The organism is Acidovorax temperans, from assembly GCF_006716905.1.
Classification (GTDB): domain Bacteria; phylum Pseudomonadota; class Gammaproteobacteria; order Burkholderiales; family Burkholderiaceae_C; genus Acidovorax; species Acidovorax temperans.
Window position 1 is genome coordinate 339,464 of record NZ_VFPV01000002.1, and the last position, 18,209, is coordinate 357,672.

The window sequence follows — 18,209 nt, forward strand, 5'->3', positions numbered from 1 at the left end:
CGGAACGGCAGTTTGCCGGTCATTCCCCCGGCTCGAGTGCGTGCCTGGGTGGGGTCTGTGGGTCTGGCCGTGGGGCTGTGCGGGGTGATGCCTGCCAGTGCACAGCCTGCCGGTGCGCCGCCCTTGCCGCCGGAGGTGGAAGCCGCCCTGGCCCGCGCCAAGCTGCCGCGCGAATCCTTGAGCGTGCTGGTGGCCGATGCGCAGGGCGGTGCACGCACGCCGCCCCGGTTGGCGCACCGGGCGCAGGTGCCCGTCAACCCGGCTTCGGTGATGAAGCTGGTCACCACCTATGGAGCGCTGGAGCAGCTCGGACCGGCTTACACCTGGAGCACGCCGGTGTTTGTGGAGGGGGCGGTGCAGGGTGGCAGCCTCAAGGGCAACGTCTATATCCAGGGCCAGGGCGACCCCAAGCTGGTGGTGGAGCGCCTGTGGCTGCTGATGCGGCGCCTGCAGGCGCAGGGCATTCAGGTCATCGTGGGCGACATCGTGCTCGACCGCTCTGCCTTTGATGTCCCCGAGCAAGACCCCGGCCGTTTCGATGGCGAGCCCTTGCGCCCCTACAACGCATCGCCCGACGCGCTGCTGCTCAACTACAAGTCCAGCGTGATGACCTTTGTGCCCGACGCGCCTGCCGGGCTCGCACACATCCAGTACGACCCGCCGCTGGCCGGGGTGCAGCGCCCGGCCACGGTGGCCCTGGCCCCGCCGGGGGCAGATTGCGGCGACTGGCGCGGCGCCTTGCGCGCGGAATTGAACGACCCGCTCAAAGTCGTCTTCCAGGGGGCTTACCCCGCCGCCTGCGGCGAGCGGGTCTGGCCCGTGGCCTACCCCGCGCCGCGGGAGTTTGCCGCCCGGGCGGTGGAGGGCATGTGGCGCGAATTGGGAGGCAAGCTCACCGGCAGCGTGCGTGAAGGAAAGGTGCCCGCGGGGCTCAAGCCCGCGTTTGTCAGCACCTCGCCCGCGCTGGCCGAGGTGGTGCGCGACGTGAACAAGTACAGCAACAACGTCATGGCGCAGCATGTTTTTCTGACCCTGGCGCGCCAGAAAAACGGCGTGGCCACGCTGGACGGTGCCCGTGAAACCCTGCGCCAGTGGTGGCAGGCCCGCTTTGCCGATGTGGACGCCCCCGCGCCCGACAACGGCGCGGGCCTGAGCCGCGATGCCCGCATCACCGCCCAGGCGCTGGCGCGCATGTTGCAGGCCGCCTGGGCCTCGCCCGTCATGCCCGAGCTGGTGGCTTCGCTGCCCATTGCGGGGGTGGACGGCACGCTGCGCCGCAGCCAGAGCCGCAGTGCCGCCCACCTCAAAACCGGCAGCCTGCGTGACGTGATGGCCGTGGCCGGATATGTGCACGCGCAAAGCGGGCGCCGCTACGTGCTGGTGGCCATCGTCAACCACCCCAATGCCAATGCGGCCCGGCCCGTGCTGGACGCCCTGACGGATTGGGCTGCCAAGGATTGATTGCTATTAAATCAATAGCTGCTGGCGGCTTCACCGATTGGGTTGGTGTCACTTTTTATTCAAAATCGCGATGGGACGACGCCTTTGGCTGTCACGCTGGCATTCCACCCACACGCGTTGCACCCCGCCGCTGTTTCTTTATCCCCCACCCTGTCTTTCCTCCGAAAGCCCCCATGCCCTCGACCGAGCTGATTGGCTACCTTGCCGCCACGTTGACCACCTGCAGCTTTGTGCCCCAGGCCTGGCACACCTTCCGCACCCGCGATGTCAGTGGCATCTCGCTGGGCATGTACAGCGTCTTCACCACCGGGGTGGCGTTGTGGCTGGCTTATGGCATCGCCTTGCAGGCCTGGCCCATCGTGGTGGCCAATGCCATCACGCTGCTGCTGGCCAGCACCATCCTGGGCATGAAACTGCGGTTTCGCCATGCGCCCGGCGGCTGAGCGCACCTCTGTCGCCTACGCGTCATGAAGGGCGAGGGTGCCGCGTTATCCCCTATGGATGCTGCACCGCAGGTGCGCGCACCATGCCTCTTTTTCCGGTCAACCATGAGGGATTTTCATGACACTGTTTCGCCTTTCCTGTGTGGCGGCTGCGGCCGCGTTGCTGGTCGCCTGTGGCGGCTCTGACGATTCCGTTCGCGGTGAGTTGATTGACCCGCCCGCCGTGGTCACCACCCTCACGGCCGCGCAGATCGACGCCACCACCGCAGCCAGCGGCCTGCAGGCCCTGAGCGGCAAGGCCAAGTGCGATGTGAAGGTGGTGGCGCTGAACTACCGCACGCCAGGCGCCAAAGAAGGCGAGATGAGCAACGCATCGGGCGTCATGCTGGTGCCCGGTGGCATGTGCTCGTCGGCCGCGCCGCTGGTGGCCAACGCCCGGGGCACCGAGGTGCTCAAAACCCGCACCCTGGCCAACCCGCAAGACGGCGAAACCTTCCTGCTGGCTGCCATGTATGCCGCCCAGGGCTATGCCGTGGTCGCCACCGACTACCTTGGCTATGCCAAGTCCACTTACGCATTCCACCCCTATCTGCACGCCGATTCCCAGGCCACCACCATCATCGACTCGGTGCGTGCCGCCCGCAATGCCGCCGATGCGGTAGGCGCCAAACTCTCGGGCAAGGTGATGTTCACCGGCTACTCGCAAGGTGGCCACGCCTCCATGGCGGCCCACCGCGCGGCTGAGCGTGACCACGCCGGCGAGTTCAATGTGGTGGCGGGCGCGCACTTGGCGGGGCCGTACAACCTGTCGGGCTCGTTGCAGGTCACCGAGGCGATTGCCGGGTACCAGTTCTTTGTGCCCATGATCGTGACCTCCTGGCAAAAGGTCTACGGCAACATCTATGGCAGCCCGTCTGAAGCCTTCAAGGCCCCCTACGCCAGCTACATCGAAAACCTGCTGCCCAACCCCACGTTGACCACCACGACCCTGATCACGTCGGGCAACCTGCCGGGTGGCACACCGAACCAGGCCCGTGATGCGCTGTTCCAGCCCGCCTTCCTGACCGGGGCCCAGCAAGGCGGCAACAACCCGCTGTACCAAGCGGGCAAGAAGAACGACCTGCTCGGCTGGACGCCCAAAGCCCGTGTGCTGCTGTGCGGTGGCGCTGGTGACCCTACCGTGCCGCCTGCCGTGCACCAGGTGGTGATGAAGGCCGACTTTGACAAGCGCGGTGTGACCAACGTCACCTCGGTGGATGTGGATGCCGCCATCCAGGCCACCTACGGCCCCGACGGCAAAGCGCCGACCGACCCCACCTCGGCCGCCTTCGCCACCTACTACGGCAACTACCACGGCCGCTATGAGCCCCCGCTGTGCCATGCCCAGGCGCGCGGCCTGTTCGACACGGTCAAGTAACCTGCCGCCACACCGCACGCTGCCACGATCAAGCGTGCGGGCAACAAAAAACCGACCCTGGGGTCGGTTTTCTGTTGGGGGCCTGGGCCTGCCCAGGGGGCAGTGCCAGGCAGGCTGTGCGGCTTACCAGCGCGAACGCAGGCGGTTGTAAGCGTAGGTGCCAAACTGGCGCTGGGCCGAGGGCGTCAGGTACACCGAGTCTGCAAAAGCGTACTTGTCCTGGTTGGCGCTGGCCAGCAGGGTGGAGGTGGTGCACAGCGCAGAGTTCACCTTGCCTGCGCCAATGCCGATACCGTCGGTAGCGTCCACCGACGTGCACACGGCCTTGGTGGCGTTTTCAAAGCCGTAGGCCGATGGGCTGCTGGTGTACAGGTTCACGTAGTAGGCCAGGTCCACGTACAGCACGTTGGCGCCCAGGTCCACGATGCCCACGAGCAGGCCTTCGTTGAAGGCGCTGCTGGCCGAGTTCAGCACGGTGGTGCGGCCAATGTCGGTGGCCCAGGGGGTCTTGCTCAGGTCGTAGGTGCCAGCCACCACAACGTACTTGGCGCCCGCGTTCACCAAGCGGCGAATCTGCGCAGCGAAATCGGTACCCGCCTGGCGCGAGGCCGTGATCATCTGCTCTGTGGTCATGGTGCCAGCGTTCACGGCGGCCATGTTGGCAATCACATCGCTGATGCCGCCGTTGATCATCACCAGGTCATCGCCCGTGAAGGTGTTGCTGGCCAGGAAGCTGTCGATCTGCTCTTTCACCGTCAGCGTGGTGTTGCTGCCAGCGGCATCGGGCTTGGCCACGATGCGGGCATTGCCTGCGGCGTAGCTCTTGCCGCCAGCCGAAGAGGCGGTGAGGGTCTTGCCATAGCCCGAAGCCACCTGCAGTGTCCAGTTGTTGACCGAGCCGTCGTTGACGGTGTAGCGCGTGCCCTTTTGGCCCACATCGCTCATGCCATCGCCGAAAGCAATCATGCGCTGCGGCGAGATGGCCGATTCGGTGGTGCTGGAACCGCAAGCCGCGAGCAGCGCTGCCGACGCACAGGCGGCGACCATCAAGCTGCGGCGCATCCAATTTGCTGCCATGTATTTCTCCAAAAAAGTGGGGGGTAGTTTAACGATGCCGAGTCAACGCATGTAAAGCGATTTCGGGAACCATACTTGCAATATTCGTGTTTCGGATCCGCGAGCTCTGCCACTGGCACTGTCGAGGCCAGCGGCCGCCGCGCAAGGGCCGCCCCGCCGCGCTGGCGGCGTCCCCCTGGGGGGAAGTCGCGAAGCGGCTCAGGGGGGGGGCTTCCAATCTATGCTGCCGCGGCGCGCTGCAACCGGTCGCGCACGCCTTCCCATTCAGGGGTGGCGGGCGGGGTTTCAATCCAGATCAGCTTCACGCCCTGGTCGTCAAACGCGCGAAGCGCCGCGAACAGCTGCTGCGCGGCTGCGCTGGCGTCATCGGGCATGCGGCGCATGACCAGCTTGGACGACTGGGTACGCAGCGCAACGCGTGCATACACCGCAATGTGGGCGGCTTCGGCGCCCAGCAGGTCCAGCCCGGTTTGCAGGGCCTTGGCGTCCATCAGCCGCACCTTCGCAGCCGGGGCGTAGTGCGCCTCCAGCGTGCCAGAGGCGCGCGGGGTGTGATGGGGCAGGTCTTCTTTGGACAGCGGCGCCATGCCGCAAGCCTGCTGGATCTGCTCGCGCGTGATGGCGCCGGGGCGCAGCAGCACGGGCACGCCCCGGGTGCAATCGACGATGGTGCTTTCGATGCCCACCTGGCACGGTCCGCCGTCGAGCACCAGCAGGGCTTCGCCCAGCTCGTCTTGCACATGCTGGGCGGTGGTGGGGCTCACGCGGCCAAAGCGGTTGGCGCTGGGCGCGGCCACGCCCCACACGGGGGCATCACCGGGCACGGCGGCATCGGCGGGTGCAGCGCAGGCCACCAGCAGCGCATGCGCCACCGGGTGGGCCGGGCAGCGCAGGCCCACACTGTCCTGCCCGCCCGTGGCGGCGGTGGCCACGCCGCTCAGGCGCGGCAGGATGAGGGTGAGCGGGCCAGGCCAGAACGCATCGACCAGTTTTTGCGCAAACGCGGGCACCTCGCTGGCAAAGTGGGCAATGCCTGCGGCGTCGGCTACGTGCACGATCAGTGGATGGTCGCTGGGGCGGCCCTTGGCTGCAAAAATCTGCGCCACGGCAGCGTCGCTGCTGGCATCGGCGGCCAGGCCGTACACGGTTTCGGTGGGCAGGCCCAGCAGCGCGCCGCTGCGCAGGGCCCGCGCGGCGGTGGCGATGGCCGAAGGATCGTTGCCGTCGAGGATCATGGTCAAAACGCGTCAATGCCCAGCAGGGCTGCCGCCTTCAGGGCGGTTGCGCGCGCTGCTTCGGGCGTGGCGGCGGTGATGTTCAGGTGCCCCATCTTGCGGCCGCGCTTGGCGTCGCGCTTGCCGTACAGGTGCAGGTGGGTGCCGGGCAGGGCCAGCACTTCGGCCCACGGTGGGGTCTGCGCGGCATCGCCGTGGGCAAACCACAAGTCGCCCAGCAGGTTGAGCATGACGGCGGGGCTGTGCTGGCGCGGCTGCGTGAGCGGCAGGCGTGCCATGGTGCGCACCTGCAACTCAAACTGCGACACGTCGCAGGCGTTCTGGCTGTAGTGGCCGCTGTTGTGGGGGCGGGGGGCGATCTCGTTGACCACGAGGCTGCCGTCCTGCAGCACGAAGAATTCCACGCACAGCACGCCCACGTACTGAAGGCCTTCTGCTACAGATTTTGCAGCTGCTACCGCTTGTGCAGCAAGCGCTGGAGGCAGATTTCCTTCATAAACCTCGGTCACCGCCAGAATGCCGTCGCGGTGCAGGTTGCGCTGCACGGGCAGGTGCACCATGGCGCCATCCGCGCCGCGCGCCACGATCACGGAGCATTCGAGCTGCAGGGGCAGCATCTTCTCCAGCACGCAGGGTACTTGGCCGACGGAATCCCAGGCAGCAGCCAGCTCGGCGGGCGTCTTCACGCGCACCTGGCCCTTGCCGTCGTAGCCCATGCGGGCGGTTTTCAAAATGCCGGGAAGCAGGTCGGGCGACACGGCTGCCAGTTGCTCGGCCGTCTCGATGACGGCATAGGGCGCGCAGGGCACGCCGCAGGCCACAAAGTGCGCCTTCTCGCGTGCGCGGTCTTGCGCTACCGACACCGCACTGGCGGCGGGCGATACGGGCCGCTGCGCTGCCAGGGCCGCGAGCGCAGCGGCGGGCACGTTCTCGAATTCGGTCGTCACCGCATCGGCCACGCGGGCCAGCTCGGCCAGGCCTTGCGGGTCTTCGTAGGCGGTGTGGATGTGGTGGTGGCTCACCAGCCCGGCGGGGCTGGTCGGGTCTGCATCCAGCACGGCGGTGAAGTAGCCCATGGCTTGCGCCTGGTGCACAAACATGCGGCCCAGCTGGCCGCCGCCCAGCACGCCCAGGGTTGCACCGGGGAGCAGGGGTTTCAGGTCGCTGGCAGTCATGCTGCGGGCGGCAAGGTCATGTTGCGGGCCACTTCCGTCTGCTCGGCGCGGAAGGCTTCCAGGCGCTGGCGCAGTTCGGGGTTTTCGTTGGCCAGCAGGGCTACGGCAAACAGGGCGGCGTTGGCGGCGCCTGCAGTGCCAATGGCAAACGTCGCCACGGGAATGCCCTTGGGCATTTGCACGATGGAATGCAGCGAGTCCACACCCTGCAGGTGGCGGCTGGCCACGGGCACGCCCAGCACCGGCACGGTGGTCTTGGCGGCGATCATGCCGGGCAGGTGGGCAGCACCGCCGGCCCCGGCGATGATGGCCTTCAGGCCCCGGCCTGCAGCGGCTTCGGCGTAGGCAAACATGTCGTCGGGCATGCGGTGGGCCGAGACCACGCGGGCCTCGTGTGCGATGCCGAACTGCTCAAGAATTTGCACTGCGTGCTGCATGGTGTCCCAGTCGCTGCTGGAACCCATGACGACGCCGATCTGGATGGATTTCATGGTGTGTGGGGGTGGCGCTGCGGCCGCATGGCGCAGCCGCTCGCAATGGATGGAACCCGCGATTTTACTTTTTGCGTCCCCCCACGGCACATCCGGTCACAGGCTTGGGCCAAAATAGCGCGAACTCGCCTTTGAAAGGGCCCTGCCGGCCCAATGCCAGTAAGTTAAGCAAAGGCCCTTCGGGGTCTTTGTTGTTTGTACAGTGCAGGCTTGATCAATTGAGCTTTGGCCATAGAGGTCAAGCGATAGCCAATGCTGCTGCAAGAGTACCTGAACGATACCCATGAGTTTGCGAGCCCCGAACAATGGGGTGTCGTTCAAAGCAACATACCCCAGCAGTGGATTGAACAGGCCTTGCAGATGACGGGTGTAGCCACGCTGCGCAAGCGGCGACTGCCCATGGAGCAGGCACTTTGGCTGGTATTGGGTGTGGCCTTGCTTAGAGACCGCTCCATCGTGAACGTGGCCGAGGTACTGGAGCTGGCACTGCCTGGGCAGCACAATGAACCCATCAGCTCCAGCGCGCTGAGCCAGGCGCGCCAACGGCTGGGCAGTGAGCCCCTGCAATGGCTGTTTCGCCACACTGCTGCCCATTGGGCGCACCAGCAGGCCGCTCGCCACCGCTGGCAAGGCTTGGCGCTGTACGCATTGGATGGCGTGGTCTGGCGTACCCCCGACACACAAGACAACCGCCAGCACTTTGGTTGCCAGCGCAACCACGCAGACCACCAAAGTCCCTTCCCCCTGGTGCGCATGGCCTGCTTGCTCGATGCCAGAGCTCGTTTATTGGTAGATGCCAGCCTGGATGCCTACGACACCAGTGAGTACGCATTGGCTGAACGCTTGTGGCCGAAGTTGCCGCCTGACTCGCTGGTGATTGTGGACAAAGGGTTTTACTCGGCAAGTCTGCTGTGGCCGCTGCAACACCGCCAGGGACGTCACTGGCTGATCCCTGCGCGTGCCGGACTCAGGGGCGAGGTGGTGCAAACGCATGGCCCTGGCGATGTGAGCTTGCGCATGAAGGTCTCGCCCCAAGCTCGCAAGAAAGACCCCGGCTTGCCGCTCACGTGGGAGGTGCGCGCCATCACCCGTGAACTCGATGGCAAACCCAGAACCTTGTTCACGTCCCTGATGGATCCGGCACGCTACAAGGCCGAGGAGGTGTTCGCGCTGTACCACGAACGCTGGGAGATTGAGCTGGCCTATGGAGAGATGAAGACGGACATGCTGGGCCAGGCGATGACGTTGCGCAGCCAGCAACCCGATGGGGTCAAGCAAGAGCTGTGGGCAACCTTGTTGATGTACAACCTGATCCGCTTGGAGATCACGCGCATCGCAGACGAGGCCAAAGTGCAGCCCTGTCGCATCAGCTTCATCACGGCGCTGCGCTACATCGTGGATGAGTGGCTGTGGAGTTCAGGATCACACACCCCTGGGGCCATCCCGGCCAAGCTTGCGGCCATGAGAAAGAACATCCGCCGCTTCGTGCTGCCGCCTCGCAGATCCCACAGGCGGTATCCGCGTGAGGTTCGTATGACCAAGACCCAGTATCCCGTCAAAAAAATGCCGCTCAGACTTAACTGAGCGGCATTGCCCTGCCGGCCCGCTTTTTGCCCATGATCGACATCACCGTAGAGAATTTTGAAACCGAGGTGGTTGCCGCCTCGATGACCGTGCCCGTGCTGGTGGACTTCTGGGCGCCTTGGTGCGGCCCCTGCAAGTCGCTGGGCCCGGTGCTGGAAAAGCTCGAAGTGGAATACGCCGGCCGCTTCAAGCTGGCCAAGATCGACTCGGACCAGCAGCAGCAACTGGCGGGCATGTTCGGCATCCGCAGCATTCCCACCTGCGTGCTGCTCAAGAACGGCCAGCCCGTGGACGGATTCATGGGCGCACAACCCGAGGGCCAGGTGCGGGCCTTCCTCGACAAGCATGTGCCCAGCGAGGGTGCGCTGGAGGCCGAGGCCGATGTGGACGAGGCCCACGAACTGCTGGAGTCTGGCGACACCCAGGCGGCGCTTTCCAAGATGGCTGATGCCCTGGCCGCAGACCCCACCAACGACGACGCCCGCTTTGACTACGTGCGCCTGCTGATTGCCACCGGCGGCTACGAAGAGGCCGACGCCCTGCTGCAGGAACCCCTCAAGCGCATTCCCCAGCCGCTGCGCTTCGATGCGCTGTGGCGCTGGCTCGATGCCCTGCAGTTCGTGCAGAACGATGACCGGGGCAACTGGCCGCTGGAGCAATTTGACGCCCTGATTGCCCAGAACAAGCGCGACTTCGACACCCGCTTTGCCAAGGCCCGCGTGCTCATGGCCGAGGGCGAATGGGCGGCGGCCATGGAAGAGCTGCTGGAAATCATCATGCGCGACAAGACCTGGAACGCCGAGGCGCCGCGCAAGACCTATGTGGCCATTCTGGAGCTGCTCACTCCGCCCCAGCCCAAGCCTGACCCCACCGCGGCTGGCAAAACGGCTGCAGGCATTGAACTGGTGGGCAAAACCACCGTGGAGCAGGACGAAACCACGGCCATGCTCAACGCCTACCGTCGCAAGCTCAGCATGGCGCTGAACTGAGCCCCTGCGGTCTGGCCCGCGCGCTCACAAAAAAAGGAGGCATCGCCTCCTTTTTTTGTTGCCGGGTTTCAGCGCGCTGGTGCTATGAAATCAGAAGCGGCTGGCGCTTGTTGGTAGCTATATTCCAATAGAAATCGGCCACGAAGTCACGCCAGTAAAGCGCAAGATGCTATCAATTAATGAGTGTCAGGCGGTGAGGCGCTCCAGCGCCTCGCGGTACTTGGCCGCCGTTTTTGCGATCACTTCCTGGGGCAGGCGTGGCGCGGGGGCGGTCTTGTCCCAGGGCTTGCCGTTCACTTTGGCCTGCTCCAGCCAGTCGCGCACGAACTGCTTGTCGTAGCTGGGGGGGTTGGCACCAGCGGCCAGGGCGGCTTCGTAGCCTTCCACGGGCCAGTAGCGGGAGCTGTCGGGCGTGAGCACCTCGTCCATCAGCACCAGCGTGCCATCGGGGGCCAGGCCAAACTCGAACTTGGTGTCGGCAATGATCATGCCCTTGGTCAGCGCAATCTCGGCCGCTGCCTTGTAGATGGCGATGCTCAGGTCGCGGATGCGGGTGGCCAGGTCCAGGCCAATCATCTCCACGGTGCGCTCGAAGGTGATGTTCTCGTCGTGCTCACCCACGGCTGCCTTGGCAGCGGGCGTGTAGATGGGCTCGGGTAGCTTGGCCGCGTTGGTCAGGCCTTCGGGCAGCGGCACGCCGCAGACCGAGCGGCTTTCCTGGTATTCCTTCCAGCCGCTGCCGGCCAGGTAGCCGCGCACCACGGCTTCCACGGGGATGGGCTTCAAGCGCTGCACCAGCATCGAGCGGCCGCGCACCTGGGCCACTTCCTCGGGCTTGACCACGCTTTCCGGGGCATCGCCGGTGAGGTGGTTGGGGCAGATGTGGCCGAGCTTGTCGAACCAGAACAGGGCCATCTGCGTGAGCAGCTCGCCCTTGCCAGGGATGGGCTCGCCCATGATCACGTCAAAGGCCGAGAGGCGGTCGCTGGCGACCATGAGGATGCGGTCGTCGCCCACGGCGTAGTTGTCACGCACCTTGCCGCGTGCCAGCAGGGGCAGCGATGTGAGGGCAGAGGTGTGCAGGGCGGGGTTGCTGGGCTGGGTCATGGTTTCGATGGTGGCAATCAACGCGCCAGGAACGTGGCGTACGAAGGCAAGGCAAGCTCGCGGGCGCCCAGAGGGCTGGCATCGCAAGCGGCCAGATTTTACGCGGCTTGCCTGCTCTAGCGGCTGCAGTGGCGCGCGGTCTGTGCGGGGTGGGGTGTTGGTGAGAGGATGCGTGACTACGCGAGTGGTCGGCGGCGTGGTGCAGTTTTGAGCCGACTTCAGCATTGTGCGGGGTTTTTTGGCGTTTGGCACCTTGGGCCTGATAACCCGGTACAGCACAGCGGAATGGGATTGCATTTCAGGCAGTGCAGGGGCATAGTGAGCTCACGTCAACGGATGCATCCAGTTCGCCGGGCCGTCACTCTGATCCAGTGCGGCATATGTTTCACCGAGAGCACAGGAGACCTATTTATGAATCTGACGATCAGCGGGCACCACCTCGAAGTTACCCCTGCCTTGCGCAATTACGTCACCACCAAGCTCGATCGGATCACTCGCCACTTTGACCAGGTGGTGGACGTCAAGGTACTGCTGACAGTAGAGAAACAGAAGGAGAAGGAAAAGCGCCAACGTGCTGAATGCAACATCCACGTCAAAGGCAACGATTTGTTTGCAGAAAGCGCCCATTCAGACCTGTACGCCGCTGTGGATGAACTGGTAGACAAGCTGGACCGCCAAGTGGTTCGCCACAAGGATCGCCTGCAAGACCACCACCACGAAGCTGTAAAGCGTGAGTTGCAAGTCTGACGCCACTGCCTGATTGGCATTCGCACAGCAACCGCCCCTGGGGGCAATGCCGCTCAGTTAAGTCTGAGCGGCATTTTTTTGACGGGATACTGGGTCTTGGTCATACGAACCTCACGCGGATACCGCCTGTGGGATCTGCGAGGCGGCAGCACGAAGCGGCGGATGTTCTTTCTCATGGCCGCAAGCTTGGCCGGGATGGCCCCAGGGGTGTGTGATCCTGAACTCCACAGCCACTCATCCACGATGTAGCGCAGCGCCGTGATGAAGCTGATGCGACAGGGCTGCACTTTGGCCTCGTCTGCGATGCGCGTGATCTCCAAGCGGATCAGGTTGTACATCAGCAAGGTTGCCCACAGCTCTTGCTTGACCCCATCGGGTTGCTGGCTGCGCAACGTCATCGCCTGGCCCAGCATGTCCGTCTTCATCTCTCCATAGGCCAGCTCAATCTCCCAGCGTTCGTGGTACAGCGCGAACACCTCCTCGGCCTTGTAGCGTGCCGGATCCATCAGGGACGTGAACAAGGTTCTGGGTTTGCCATCGAGTTCACGGGTGATGGCGCGCACCTCCCACGTGAGCGGCAAGCCGGGGTCTTTCTTGCGAGCTTGGGGCGAGACCTTCATGCGCAAGCTCACATCGCCAGGGCCATGCGTTTGCACCACCTCGCCCCTGAGTCCGGCACGCGCAGGGATCAGCCAGTGACGTCCCTGGCGGTGTTGCAGCGGCCACAGCAGACTTGCCGAGTAAAACCCTTTGTCCACAATCACCAGCGAGTCAGGCGGCAACTTCGGCCACAAGCGTTCAGCCAATGCGTACTCACTGGTGTCGTAGGCATCCAGGCTGGCATCTACCAATAAACGAGCTCTGGCATCGAGCAAGCAGGCCATGCGCACCAGGGGGAAGGGACTTTGGTGGTCTGCGTGGTTGCGCTGGCAACCAAAGTGCTGGCGGTTGTCTTGTGTGTCGGGGGTACGCCAGACCACGCCATCCAATGCGTACAGCGCCAAGCCTTGCCAGCGGTGGCGAGCGGCCTGCTGGTGCGCCCAATGGGCAGCAGTGTGGCGAAACAGCCATTGCAGGGGCTCACTGCCCAGCCGTTGGCGCGCCTGGCTCAGCGCGCTGGAGCTGATGGGTTCATTGTGCTGCCCAGGCAGTGCCAGCTCCAGTACCTCGGCCACGTTCACGATGGAGCGGTCTCTAAGCAAGGCCACACCCAATACCAGCCAAAGTGCCTGCTCCATGGGCAGTCGCCGCTTGCGCAGCGTGGCTACACCCGTCATCTGCAAGGCCTGTTCAATCCACTGCTGGGGTATGTTGCTTTGAACGACACCCCATTGTTCGGGGCTCGCAAACTCATGGGTATCGTTCAGGTACTCTTGCAGCAGCATTGGCTATCGCTTGACCTCTATGGCCAAAGCTCAATTGATCAAGCCTGCACTGTACAAACAACAAAGACCCCGAAGGGCCTTTGCTTAACTTACTGGCATTGCCCCCTGGGGGCGGTTTTTTTGTGGGCCACGTTCCGTTACTCAGGGTTTTTGCCAGTGTGTGCATAATTGTTACTGTGACCATGAACCGACTCGCCTCTATCCTCCCCGCCGCTCAAGTCCTTGTGAGCGTGGACGCCACCAGCAAAAAGCGTGCTTTTGAAGAAGCGGGGCTGCTCTTCGAGAGCCAGCACGGGCTTTCGCGGGCGCTCATCACAGACAGCCTGTTTGCCCGGGAGCGACTCGGATCGACGGGGCTCGGACATGGTGTGGCCATTCCCCACGGGCGCATCAAAGGCCTGAAGGCACCCATGGCGGCGGTATTTCAGCTGCTGCAGCCCATTGGTTTTGATGCGCCGGACGAAATGCCGGTCAGCCTGCTGATCTTTTTGCTGGTGCCAGAAGCCGCCACGCAAAAGCACCTGGAAATCCTCTCTGAAATTGCCGAGCTGCTCAGTGATGCCAGCTTGCGCGAGCGCCTCAAGGCCTCTGTAGACGCTGCCGAGCTGCACGGCATGATTGCCGGCTGGCAGTCCACCCAGGCTGCCTGACATCGCCGGTCTGAACGGCGTGTTCTTTGTTCCACCCAACGCCCTCACGCCGTGAAACCCAACGTAGTCAGCGCTGACGTACTGTTTGAAGAATTCCGTGGTTCCCTGAAATGGGAATGGGTGGCTGGCCTGGGGGCGTCAGAGCGCCGCTTCGATGAAGTGGCCGTGCGTTCTGCCCGCTCAGGCGCAGACCTGGTGGGTTACCTCAACTACATCCACCCCTACCGCGTGCAGATTCTGGGCGAGCGCGAGATTGCGTACCTCAGCAACGCATCGCCCGACGACTGCAAGCGCCGCATTGCCCGCATCGTGACCCTGGAGCCGCCGGTGCTGGTGCTGGCAGACAACCAGACCGCGCCCGACGCCCTGGTCTCCATGTGCGAGCGCGCGCAGATTCCGATGTTCTCCACGCACGAGTCGTCGGCGTTCGTCATCGACGTGCTGCGTGCCTACCTGTCCAAGCACTTTGCCGACCGCACCACCATGCACGGCGTGTTCATGGACATTCTGGGCCTGGGCGTGATGATCACGGGTGAATCCGGCCTGGGCAAAAGCGAGCTGGGCCTGGAGTTGATCTCGCGCGGCAACGGCCTGGTGGCCGACGATGCGGTGGATCTGTACCGCATCAACCAGACCACCATCGAAGGCAAGTGCCCCGAGCTGCTGCAGAACCTGCTGGAAGTGCGCGGCATTGGCCTGCTCGACATCCGCGCCATCTTTGGTGAGACAGCGGTGCGCCGCAAGATGCGCCTGAAGCTCATCGTGCATCTGGTGCGCAAGGAAACGCTGGAGCGCGACTACGAGCGCCTGCCCTACGAGCCGCTCACCCAGGACGTGCTGGGCGTGCCCGTGCTGAAGGTGGTCATTCAGGTGGTGGCAGGGCGCAACATTGCGGTGCTGGTGGAGGCTGCAGTGCGCAACACCATCTTGCAGTTGCGCGGTATTGATACCTACCAGGAATTTGTGGATCGCCACCGCCGTGCCATGGAGCGCGACAGCGGGGGCTGAGTTCGCCTTTTGACGCCGCCCTGCCGTCGTGGCGTTTTGGTGTCGCTGGCGCTTACTTGCTAGCGCAATTGGCGCACTGGCCGTACAGCGCCATGGTGTGGTCTTCCACCACCCAGCCTTTGTTCTTCGCAATCAGCTGCTGGCGCTTTTCAATTTCCGCGTCGTAAAACTCTTCCACTTTGCCGCACGACGTGCACACAAAGTGGTCGTGGTGCTGGCCCTCGTTGAGCTCGTACACCGCCTTGCCGCTTTCAAAGTTGCTGCGGATCAGGATGCCTGCCTGCTCAAACTGGGTGAGCACGCGGTACACCGTGGCCAAGCCAATGTCCGAGCGTTCTTCCAGCAGCACGCGAAACACGTCTTCCGCCGTCATGTGGCGCTGCACGCCTTTTTGGAAGATCTCCATGATCTTCAGGCGAGGCAGGGTGGCTTTGAGTCCCGTGCTCTTGAGTTCGTCGATATTGGTCATGGGTGGAGGCTCCTTGCGGTTGCGGGGGAATGGGCCCGCCCATGCGAGGGGAGGCTGCCGCTACAATGGTTTGATCATATCCTTTGCCCTTTTCCCCATGCCAGACCAAGCCTGTTGCAACGCCCGCCTGGGCCGCATTCTTTGGGTCAGCGCCGCAGTCGCTGTCCTGGCGGGATGTGGCAGCTTCGACGGTGCCAGCCGTCGTGTGGCCAACGCAATCACTCCCTACAAGATCGACATCGTCCAAGGCAACTTCGTGTCGCGCGAGCAGGTGCAAGCGCTGCAGCCGGGCATGAGCCGCCAGCAGGTGCGCGAGATCCTGGGCACGCCCCTGGTGACGAGCGTGTTCCATGGTGATCGCTGGGAGTACGTGTTCACCATCAAGCGCCCATCTTCTGAAATGGAATCGCGCAAGCTCACCGTGTTCTTCCAGGGGGATACGCTGGCGCGCTTCGAGGGCGACGAGATGCCCTCTGAAACCGAATTCGTCGCCACCCTGGGATCGCACAAAGGCAAGCCCAAGGTGCCTTCGCTGGAGGCTACCGAGGCCCAGCTGGCCCGCTACCCCGCCCGCAAGGCAGAGGCGGCCGCTGCACCCGCAGCGCCAGCGCCCTCAGCACCCACGCCCGGCCGCTACCCGCCCCTGGAATCGTCGTCACGCTGAGTTGCGGGGCGCATACCCCGCCCATGATGGTGGGGTACGTTTTTACGGCGGGCGCGCGGCAGCGCCATGCGCGCGAGGCGCACGCTGATTTCTTGGCTGATCTCTTTTTTGCAGGATCGACATGTCTGTGAACACCACCGCCGCTGCGGCGTCTTCTTCCACCCCCTGCCGCGTTGCGGTGGCTGGCGCATCGGGCCGCATGGGCCGCATGCTGATCGAAGCCATCCGTGCCAGCGATGACTGCGTGCTGGCCGGCGCGCTGGACGTGCCCTCCAGCCCCGGCATTGGCTCTGACGCCTGCGCGTTCCTTGGCTACGCCAGTGGCGTGGCGATCACCGCCGACCTGAAGGCGGGCCTGCAGAACGCCGATGTGCTGATCGATTTCACCCGCCCCGAAGGCACCCTGGCCCACATGGCCGTGTGCGCGGAGCTGGGGGTGAAGGCCGTCATTGGCACTACCGGTTTTACCGATGCACAAAAGGCTGAACTCGACGCTTTTGCGCAGCGCACCGCCATCATGTTTTCGCCCAACATGAGCGTGGGCGTGAACGTCACGCTCAAGCTGCTGCAAATGGCAGCCCAGGCCATGGCCACGGGGTACGACATCGAGATCATCGAAGCGCACCACCGCCACAAGGTGGATGCGCCCTCGGGCACGGCCCTCAAAATGGGCGAAGTGATTGCCGAAGCGCTGGGCCGTGACTTGAAGGATTGCGCCGTGTACGCCCGCGAAGGCGTGACGGGCGAGCGCGACCCCTCCAGCATTGGTTTTGCCACCATCCGTGGTGGCGACATCGTGGGCGACCACACCGTGCTGTTTGCGGGCATTGGCGAGCGTATCGAGGTCACGCACAAGTCCTCCAGCCGCGCCACGTATGCGCAGGGCGCCCTGCGCGCCGTGCGCTTTCTGGCGGCCCACAAGACCGGCATGTTCGACATGTTCGACGTGCTCAACCTCAAGAACTGACGCAGGCCCCCGCCATGGACGCCCTTCACTGGTGGCTCCAGGGAGATGCGGTGACCCAGGGCGCCGCCGTGGTGCTGCTGGCCATGTCGGTGGCCAGCTGGGTGGTCATGCTCTGGAAGGCGCGTTTGGTGCTGCGCGCGGGCGGCGACGTGGCGCGCTGCATGGCCGCTGTCTGGCAGTCGCCCTCGCTCGATGTGGCCGCCCAGCGGCTGGCCGCGCTGGATTCGCAGGCGCTGGTGGCACCGCTGGTGGCAGCCGCGCAAGGGGTGGTTCAGCCCTCTGCGGCCTCTGTGGGCACTACGTTGGCCGCCGCCGGGCCTTTGTCGCAACAGCTCACGCGCGTGCTGCGCGATGCCTTGCACGGGGTGCTGGGCCGCCTGCAATACGGGCAGGTGCTGCTGGCCACCGTGGGCGCCACCGCCCCGTTTGTGGGCTTGCTGGGCACGGTGTGGGGCATCTACCATGCGCTCACGGCGCTGGGTGGAGGCGGGCAGGTCACCATTGACCGCCTCTCCGGCCCTGTGGGCGAGGCCCTGGTCATGACTGCCGCTGGGCTGGCCGTGGCCATTCCAGCCGTGCTGGCCTACAACGTGTTCGGCCGCTTGATCGGCCGCATCGAGGCCGACCTGGAAGGCTTTGCGCTCGACTTGCGTGAACTGCTGGCGGGCACGCCCCCGGCCCAGCGTGAAGGCGTAGAAGGCCGTGCACTGCGCGGTCCAGAAGGCACCAGCACATGAGCTTCGGCCGGCTGGAACGCACCACGGGCGCCCAGCCCATGAGCGACATCAACATGACCCCGCTGGTGGACGTGATGCTGGTGCTGGTGGTCATCTTCATCCTGACAGCGCCGCTGCTGGCCAGCTCCATCCGCCTTGACTTGCCCCAGGCCGAAGGCACGGGCCCCGCTGCGGCTCCTGATTTTGTGACCGTGGTGGTGGATGCCACGGGCCAAGCCTATCTGGATGATCAGCCCCTGTCGCAAGCCGCATTGGCTGTGCGCCTGCAACGTATAGGCGCAGCCCAGCCCGACACCGAAGTGCAACTGCGCGCCGACGCCACCGTGCCCTATGGCCGCGTGGTCGAAATCATGGGCGCTGCCCATGAAGCGGGGCTGCAGCGCATCGGCTTCGTGGCCGAGCCCGCCAAGGTCAGTGCCCCGTAGTGGCTGGTTGATTTGCTATTGAATTAATAGCTGCTAGCGCTTGTGGATAAAGCGCTGCAGGCCGATTTGATTGCAAATGTCCCGACTTTCGCGCGTGGCGTGATCGCTGGGCTTGGCGGTGGCAGGCCCCACGCCGCACTGGCGCGGTGCGGTTTGGCCCGGCGTTGGCCGCCGCACC

Annotated in this window: 19 protein-coding genes; 12 read left to right on the forward strand and 7 right to left on the reverse strand. The window is 64.6% G+C overall.

What is annotated here, in order from left to right; genetic code table 11:
• The first annotated feature begins 87 nt into the window (after positions 1 to 87).
• The 3 genes from dacB (at position 88) to BDD18_RS09655 (ending at position 3,321) form a co-directional block, all read left to right on the forward strand.
• Positions 88 to 1,461 (forward strand): D-alanyl-D-alanine carboxypeptidase/D-alanyl-D-alanine endopeptidase, encoded by a 1,374-nt coding sequence (gene dacB / locus BDD18_RS09645; protein WP_142084024.1) that lies wholly within the window; start codon positions 88 to 90, stop codon positions 1,459 to 1,461.
• A gap of 173 nt (positions 1,462 to 1,634) precedes the next feature.
• The gene (locus BDD18_RS09650) at positions 1,635 to 1,904 is read left to right on the forward strand and encodes a SemiSWEET transporter (protein WP_142082948.1); all 270 of its coding nucleotides are present in this window, start codon (positions 1,635 to 1,637) and stop codon (positions 1,902 to 1,904) included.
• A gap of 118 nt (positions 1,905 to 2,022) precedes the next feature.
• Positions 2,023 to 3,321, forward strand: coding sequence for a lipase family protein (locus tag BDD18_RS09655; protein WP_142082950.1), 1,299 nt, complete (start codon positions 2,023 to 2,025; stop codon positions 3,319 to 3,321).
• Positions 3,322 to 3,444: 123 nt separating this feature from the next.
• Here BDD18_RS09655 and BDD18_RS09660 read toward each other — a convergent pair whose 3' ends face one another.
• The 4 genes from BDD18_RS09660 to purE form a co-directional block, all read right to left on the reverse strand.
• Positions 3,445 to 4,398, reverse strand: a complete 954-nt coding sequence (locus BDD18_RS09660) for an SGNH/GDSL hydrolase family protein (RefSeq protein ID WP_142082953.1) — start codon at positions 4,396 to 4,398, stop codon at positions 3,445 to 3,447.
• A 218-nt stretch (positions 4,399 to 4,616) separates the two neighbouring features.
• Entirely contained in the window at positions 4,617 to 5,633 is a 1,017-nt protein-coding gene (locus tag BDD18_RS09665; protein WP_142082955.1) for an L-threonylcarbamoyladenylate synthase, read from the reverse strand.
• Between the two features lie 2 nt (positions 5,634 to 5,635).
• Complete coding sequence (locus BDD18_RS09670) at positions 5,636 to 6,808, reverse strand: 5-(carboxyamino)imidazole ribonucleotide synthase (protein ID WP_142082957.1); 1,173 nt, start codon at positions 6,806 to 6,808, stop codon at positions 5,636 to 5,638.
• Positions 6,805 to 7,299 carry a 5-(carboxyamino)imidazole ribonucleotide mutase gene (purE, locus tag BDD18_RS09675; RefSeq protein WP_142082958.1) on the reverse strand — a complete coding sequence of 165 codons (495 nt, stop codon included), beginning with the start codon at positions 7,297 to 7,299 and terminating at the stop codon, positions 6,805 to 6,807. Before purE ends, BDD18_RS09670 begins: the two co-directional genes overlap by 4 nt.
• 252 nt (positions 7,300 to 7,551) lie before the next feature.
• Between purE and BDD18_RS09680 the strand changes: the two genes are divergently transcribed.
• Entirely contained in the window at positions 7,552 to 8,883 is a 1,332-nt protein-coding gene (locus BDD18_RS09680; RefSeq protein ID WP_125958944.1) for an IS4 family transposase, read from the forward strand.
• Between the two features lie 32 nt (positions 8,884 to 8,915).
• Positions 8,916 to 9,872 (forward strand): thioredoxin, encoded by a 957-nt coding sequence (gene trxA, locus BDD18_RS09685; protein WP_142080794.1) that lies wholly within the window; start codon positions 8,916 to 8,918, stop codon positions 9,870 to 9,872.
• 186 nt (positions 9,873 to 10,058) lie between these two features.
• Here the strand turns inward: trxA and BDD18_RS09690 are convergent, their stop codons facing one another.
• On the reverse strand, positions 10,059 to 10,979 hold the full coding sequence (locus BDD18_RS09690; RefSeq protein ID WP_044399082.1) for a phosphoribosylaminoimidazolesuccinocarboxamide synthase: 921 nt from the start codon (positions 10,977 to 10,979) through the stop codon (positions 10,059 to 10,061).
• A gap of 411 nt (positions 10,980 to 11,390) precedes the next feature.
• On the opposite strand from BDD18_RS09690, the gene hpf reads away from it, so the two are divergent.
• The gene (hpf, locus tag BDD18_RS09695) at positions 11,391 to 11,726 is read left to right on the forward strand and encodes a ribosome hibernation-promoting factor, HPF/YfiA family (protein ID WP_044399058.1); all 336 of its coding nucleotides are present in this window, start codon (positions 11,391 to 11,393) and stop codon (positions 11,724 to 11,726) included.
• Between the two features lie 53 nt (positions 11,727 to 11,779).
• Here hpf and BDD18_RS09700 read toward each other — a convergent pair whose 3' ends face one another.
• Complete coding sequence (locus tag BDD18_RS09700) at positions 11,780 to 13,111, reverse strand: IS4 family transposase (RefSeq protein WP_125958944.1); 1,332 nt, start codon at positions 13,109 to 13,111, stop codon at positions 11,780 to 11,782.
• Between the two features lie 182 nt (positions 13,112 to 13,293).
• Between BDD18_RS09700 and BDD18_RS09705 the strand changes: the two genes are divergently transcribed.
• Together BDD18_RS09705 and hprK are read left to right on the forward strand one after the other, a co-directional pair.
• The gene (locus tag BDD18_RS09705; RefSeq protein WP_044399059.1) at positions 13,294 to 13,761 is read left to right on the forward strand and encodes a PTS sugar transporter subunit IIA; all 468 of its coding nucleotides are present in this window, start codon (positions 13,294 to 13,296) and stop codon (positions 13,759 to 13,761) included.
• Positions 13,762 to 13,812: 51 nt separating this feature from the next.
• Positions 13,813 to 14,769, forward strand: a complete 957-nt coding sequence (hprK, locus tag BDD18_RS09710) for an HPr(Ser) kinase/phosphatase (protein WP_142082961.1) — start codon at positions 13,813 to 13,815, stop codon at positions 14,767 to 14,769.
• Positions 14,770 to 14,821: 52 nt separating this feature from the next.
• Here hprK and fur read toward each other — a convergent pair whose 3' ends face one another.
• Positions 14,822 to 15,238 carry a ferric iron uptake transcriptional regulator gene (fur, locus tag BDD18_RS09715; protein ID WP_142082963.1) on the reverse strand — a complete coding sequence of 139 codons (417 nt, stop codon included), beginning with the start codon at positions 15,236 to 15,238 and terminating at the stop codon, positions 14,822 to 14,824.
• 97 nt (positions 15,239 to 15,335) lie between these two features.
• Between fur and BDD18_RS09720 the strand changes: the two genes are divergently transcribed.
• The 4 genes from BDD18_RS09720 to BDD18_RS09735 all read left to right on the forward strand — a co-directional run bounded on the left by BDD18_RS09720 (position 15,336) and on the right by BDD18_RS09735 (position 18,031).
• Complete coding sequence (locus BDD18_RS09720; protein WP_044399064.1) at positions 15,336 to 15,902, forward strand: outer membrane protein assembly factor BamE; 567 nt, start codon at positions 15,336 to 15,338, stop codon at positions 15,900 to 15,902.
• A gap of 121 nt (positions 15,903 to 16,023) precedes the next feature.
• Positions 16,024 to 16,869 (forward strand): 4-hydroxy-tetrahydrodipicolinate reductase, encoded by an 846-nt coding sequence (dapB, locus tag BDD18_RS09725; protein ID WP_066691488.1) that lies wholly within the window; start codon positions 16,024 to 16,026, stop codon positions 16,867 to 16,869.
• Between the two features lie 14 nt (positions 16,870 to 16,883).
• On the forward strand, positions 16,884 to 17,606 hold the full coding sequence (locus tag BDD18_RS09730; protein WP_142082965.1) for a MotA/TolQ/ExbB proton channel family protein: 723 nt from the start codon (positions 16,884 to 16,886) through the stop codon (positions 17,604 to 17,606).
• Positions 17,603 to 18,031, forward strand: coding sequence for an ExbD/TolR family protein (locus BDD18_RS09735; RefSeq protein WP_142082967.1), 429 nt, complete (start codon positions 17,603 to 17,605; stop codon positions 18,029 to 18,031). The genes BDD18_RS09730 and BDD18_RS09735 overlap by 4 nt, the downstream gene beginning before the upstream one ends.
• Positions 18,032 to 18,209 lie beyond the last annotated feature (178 nt).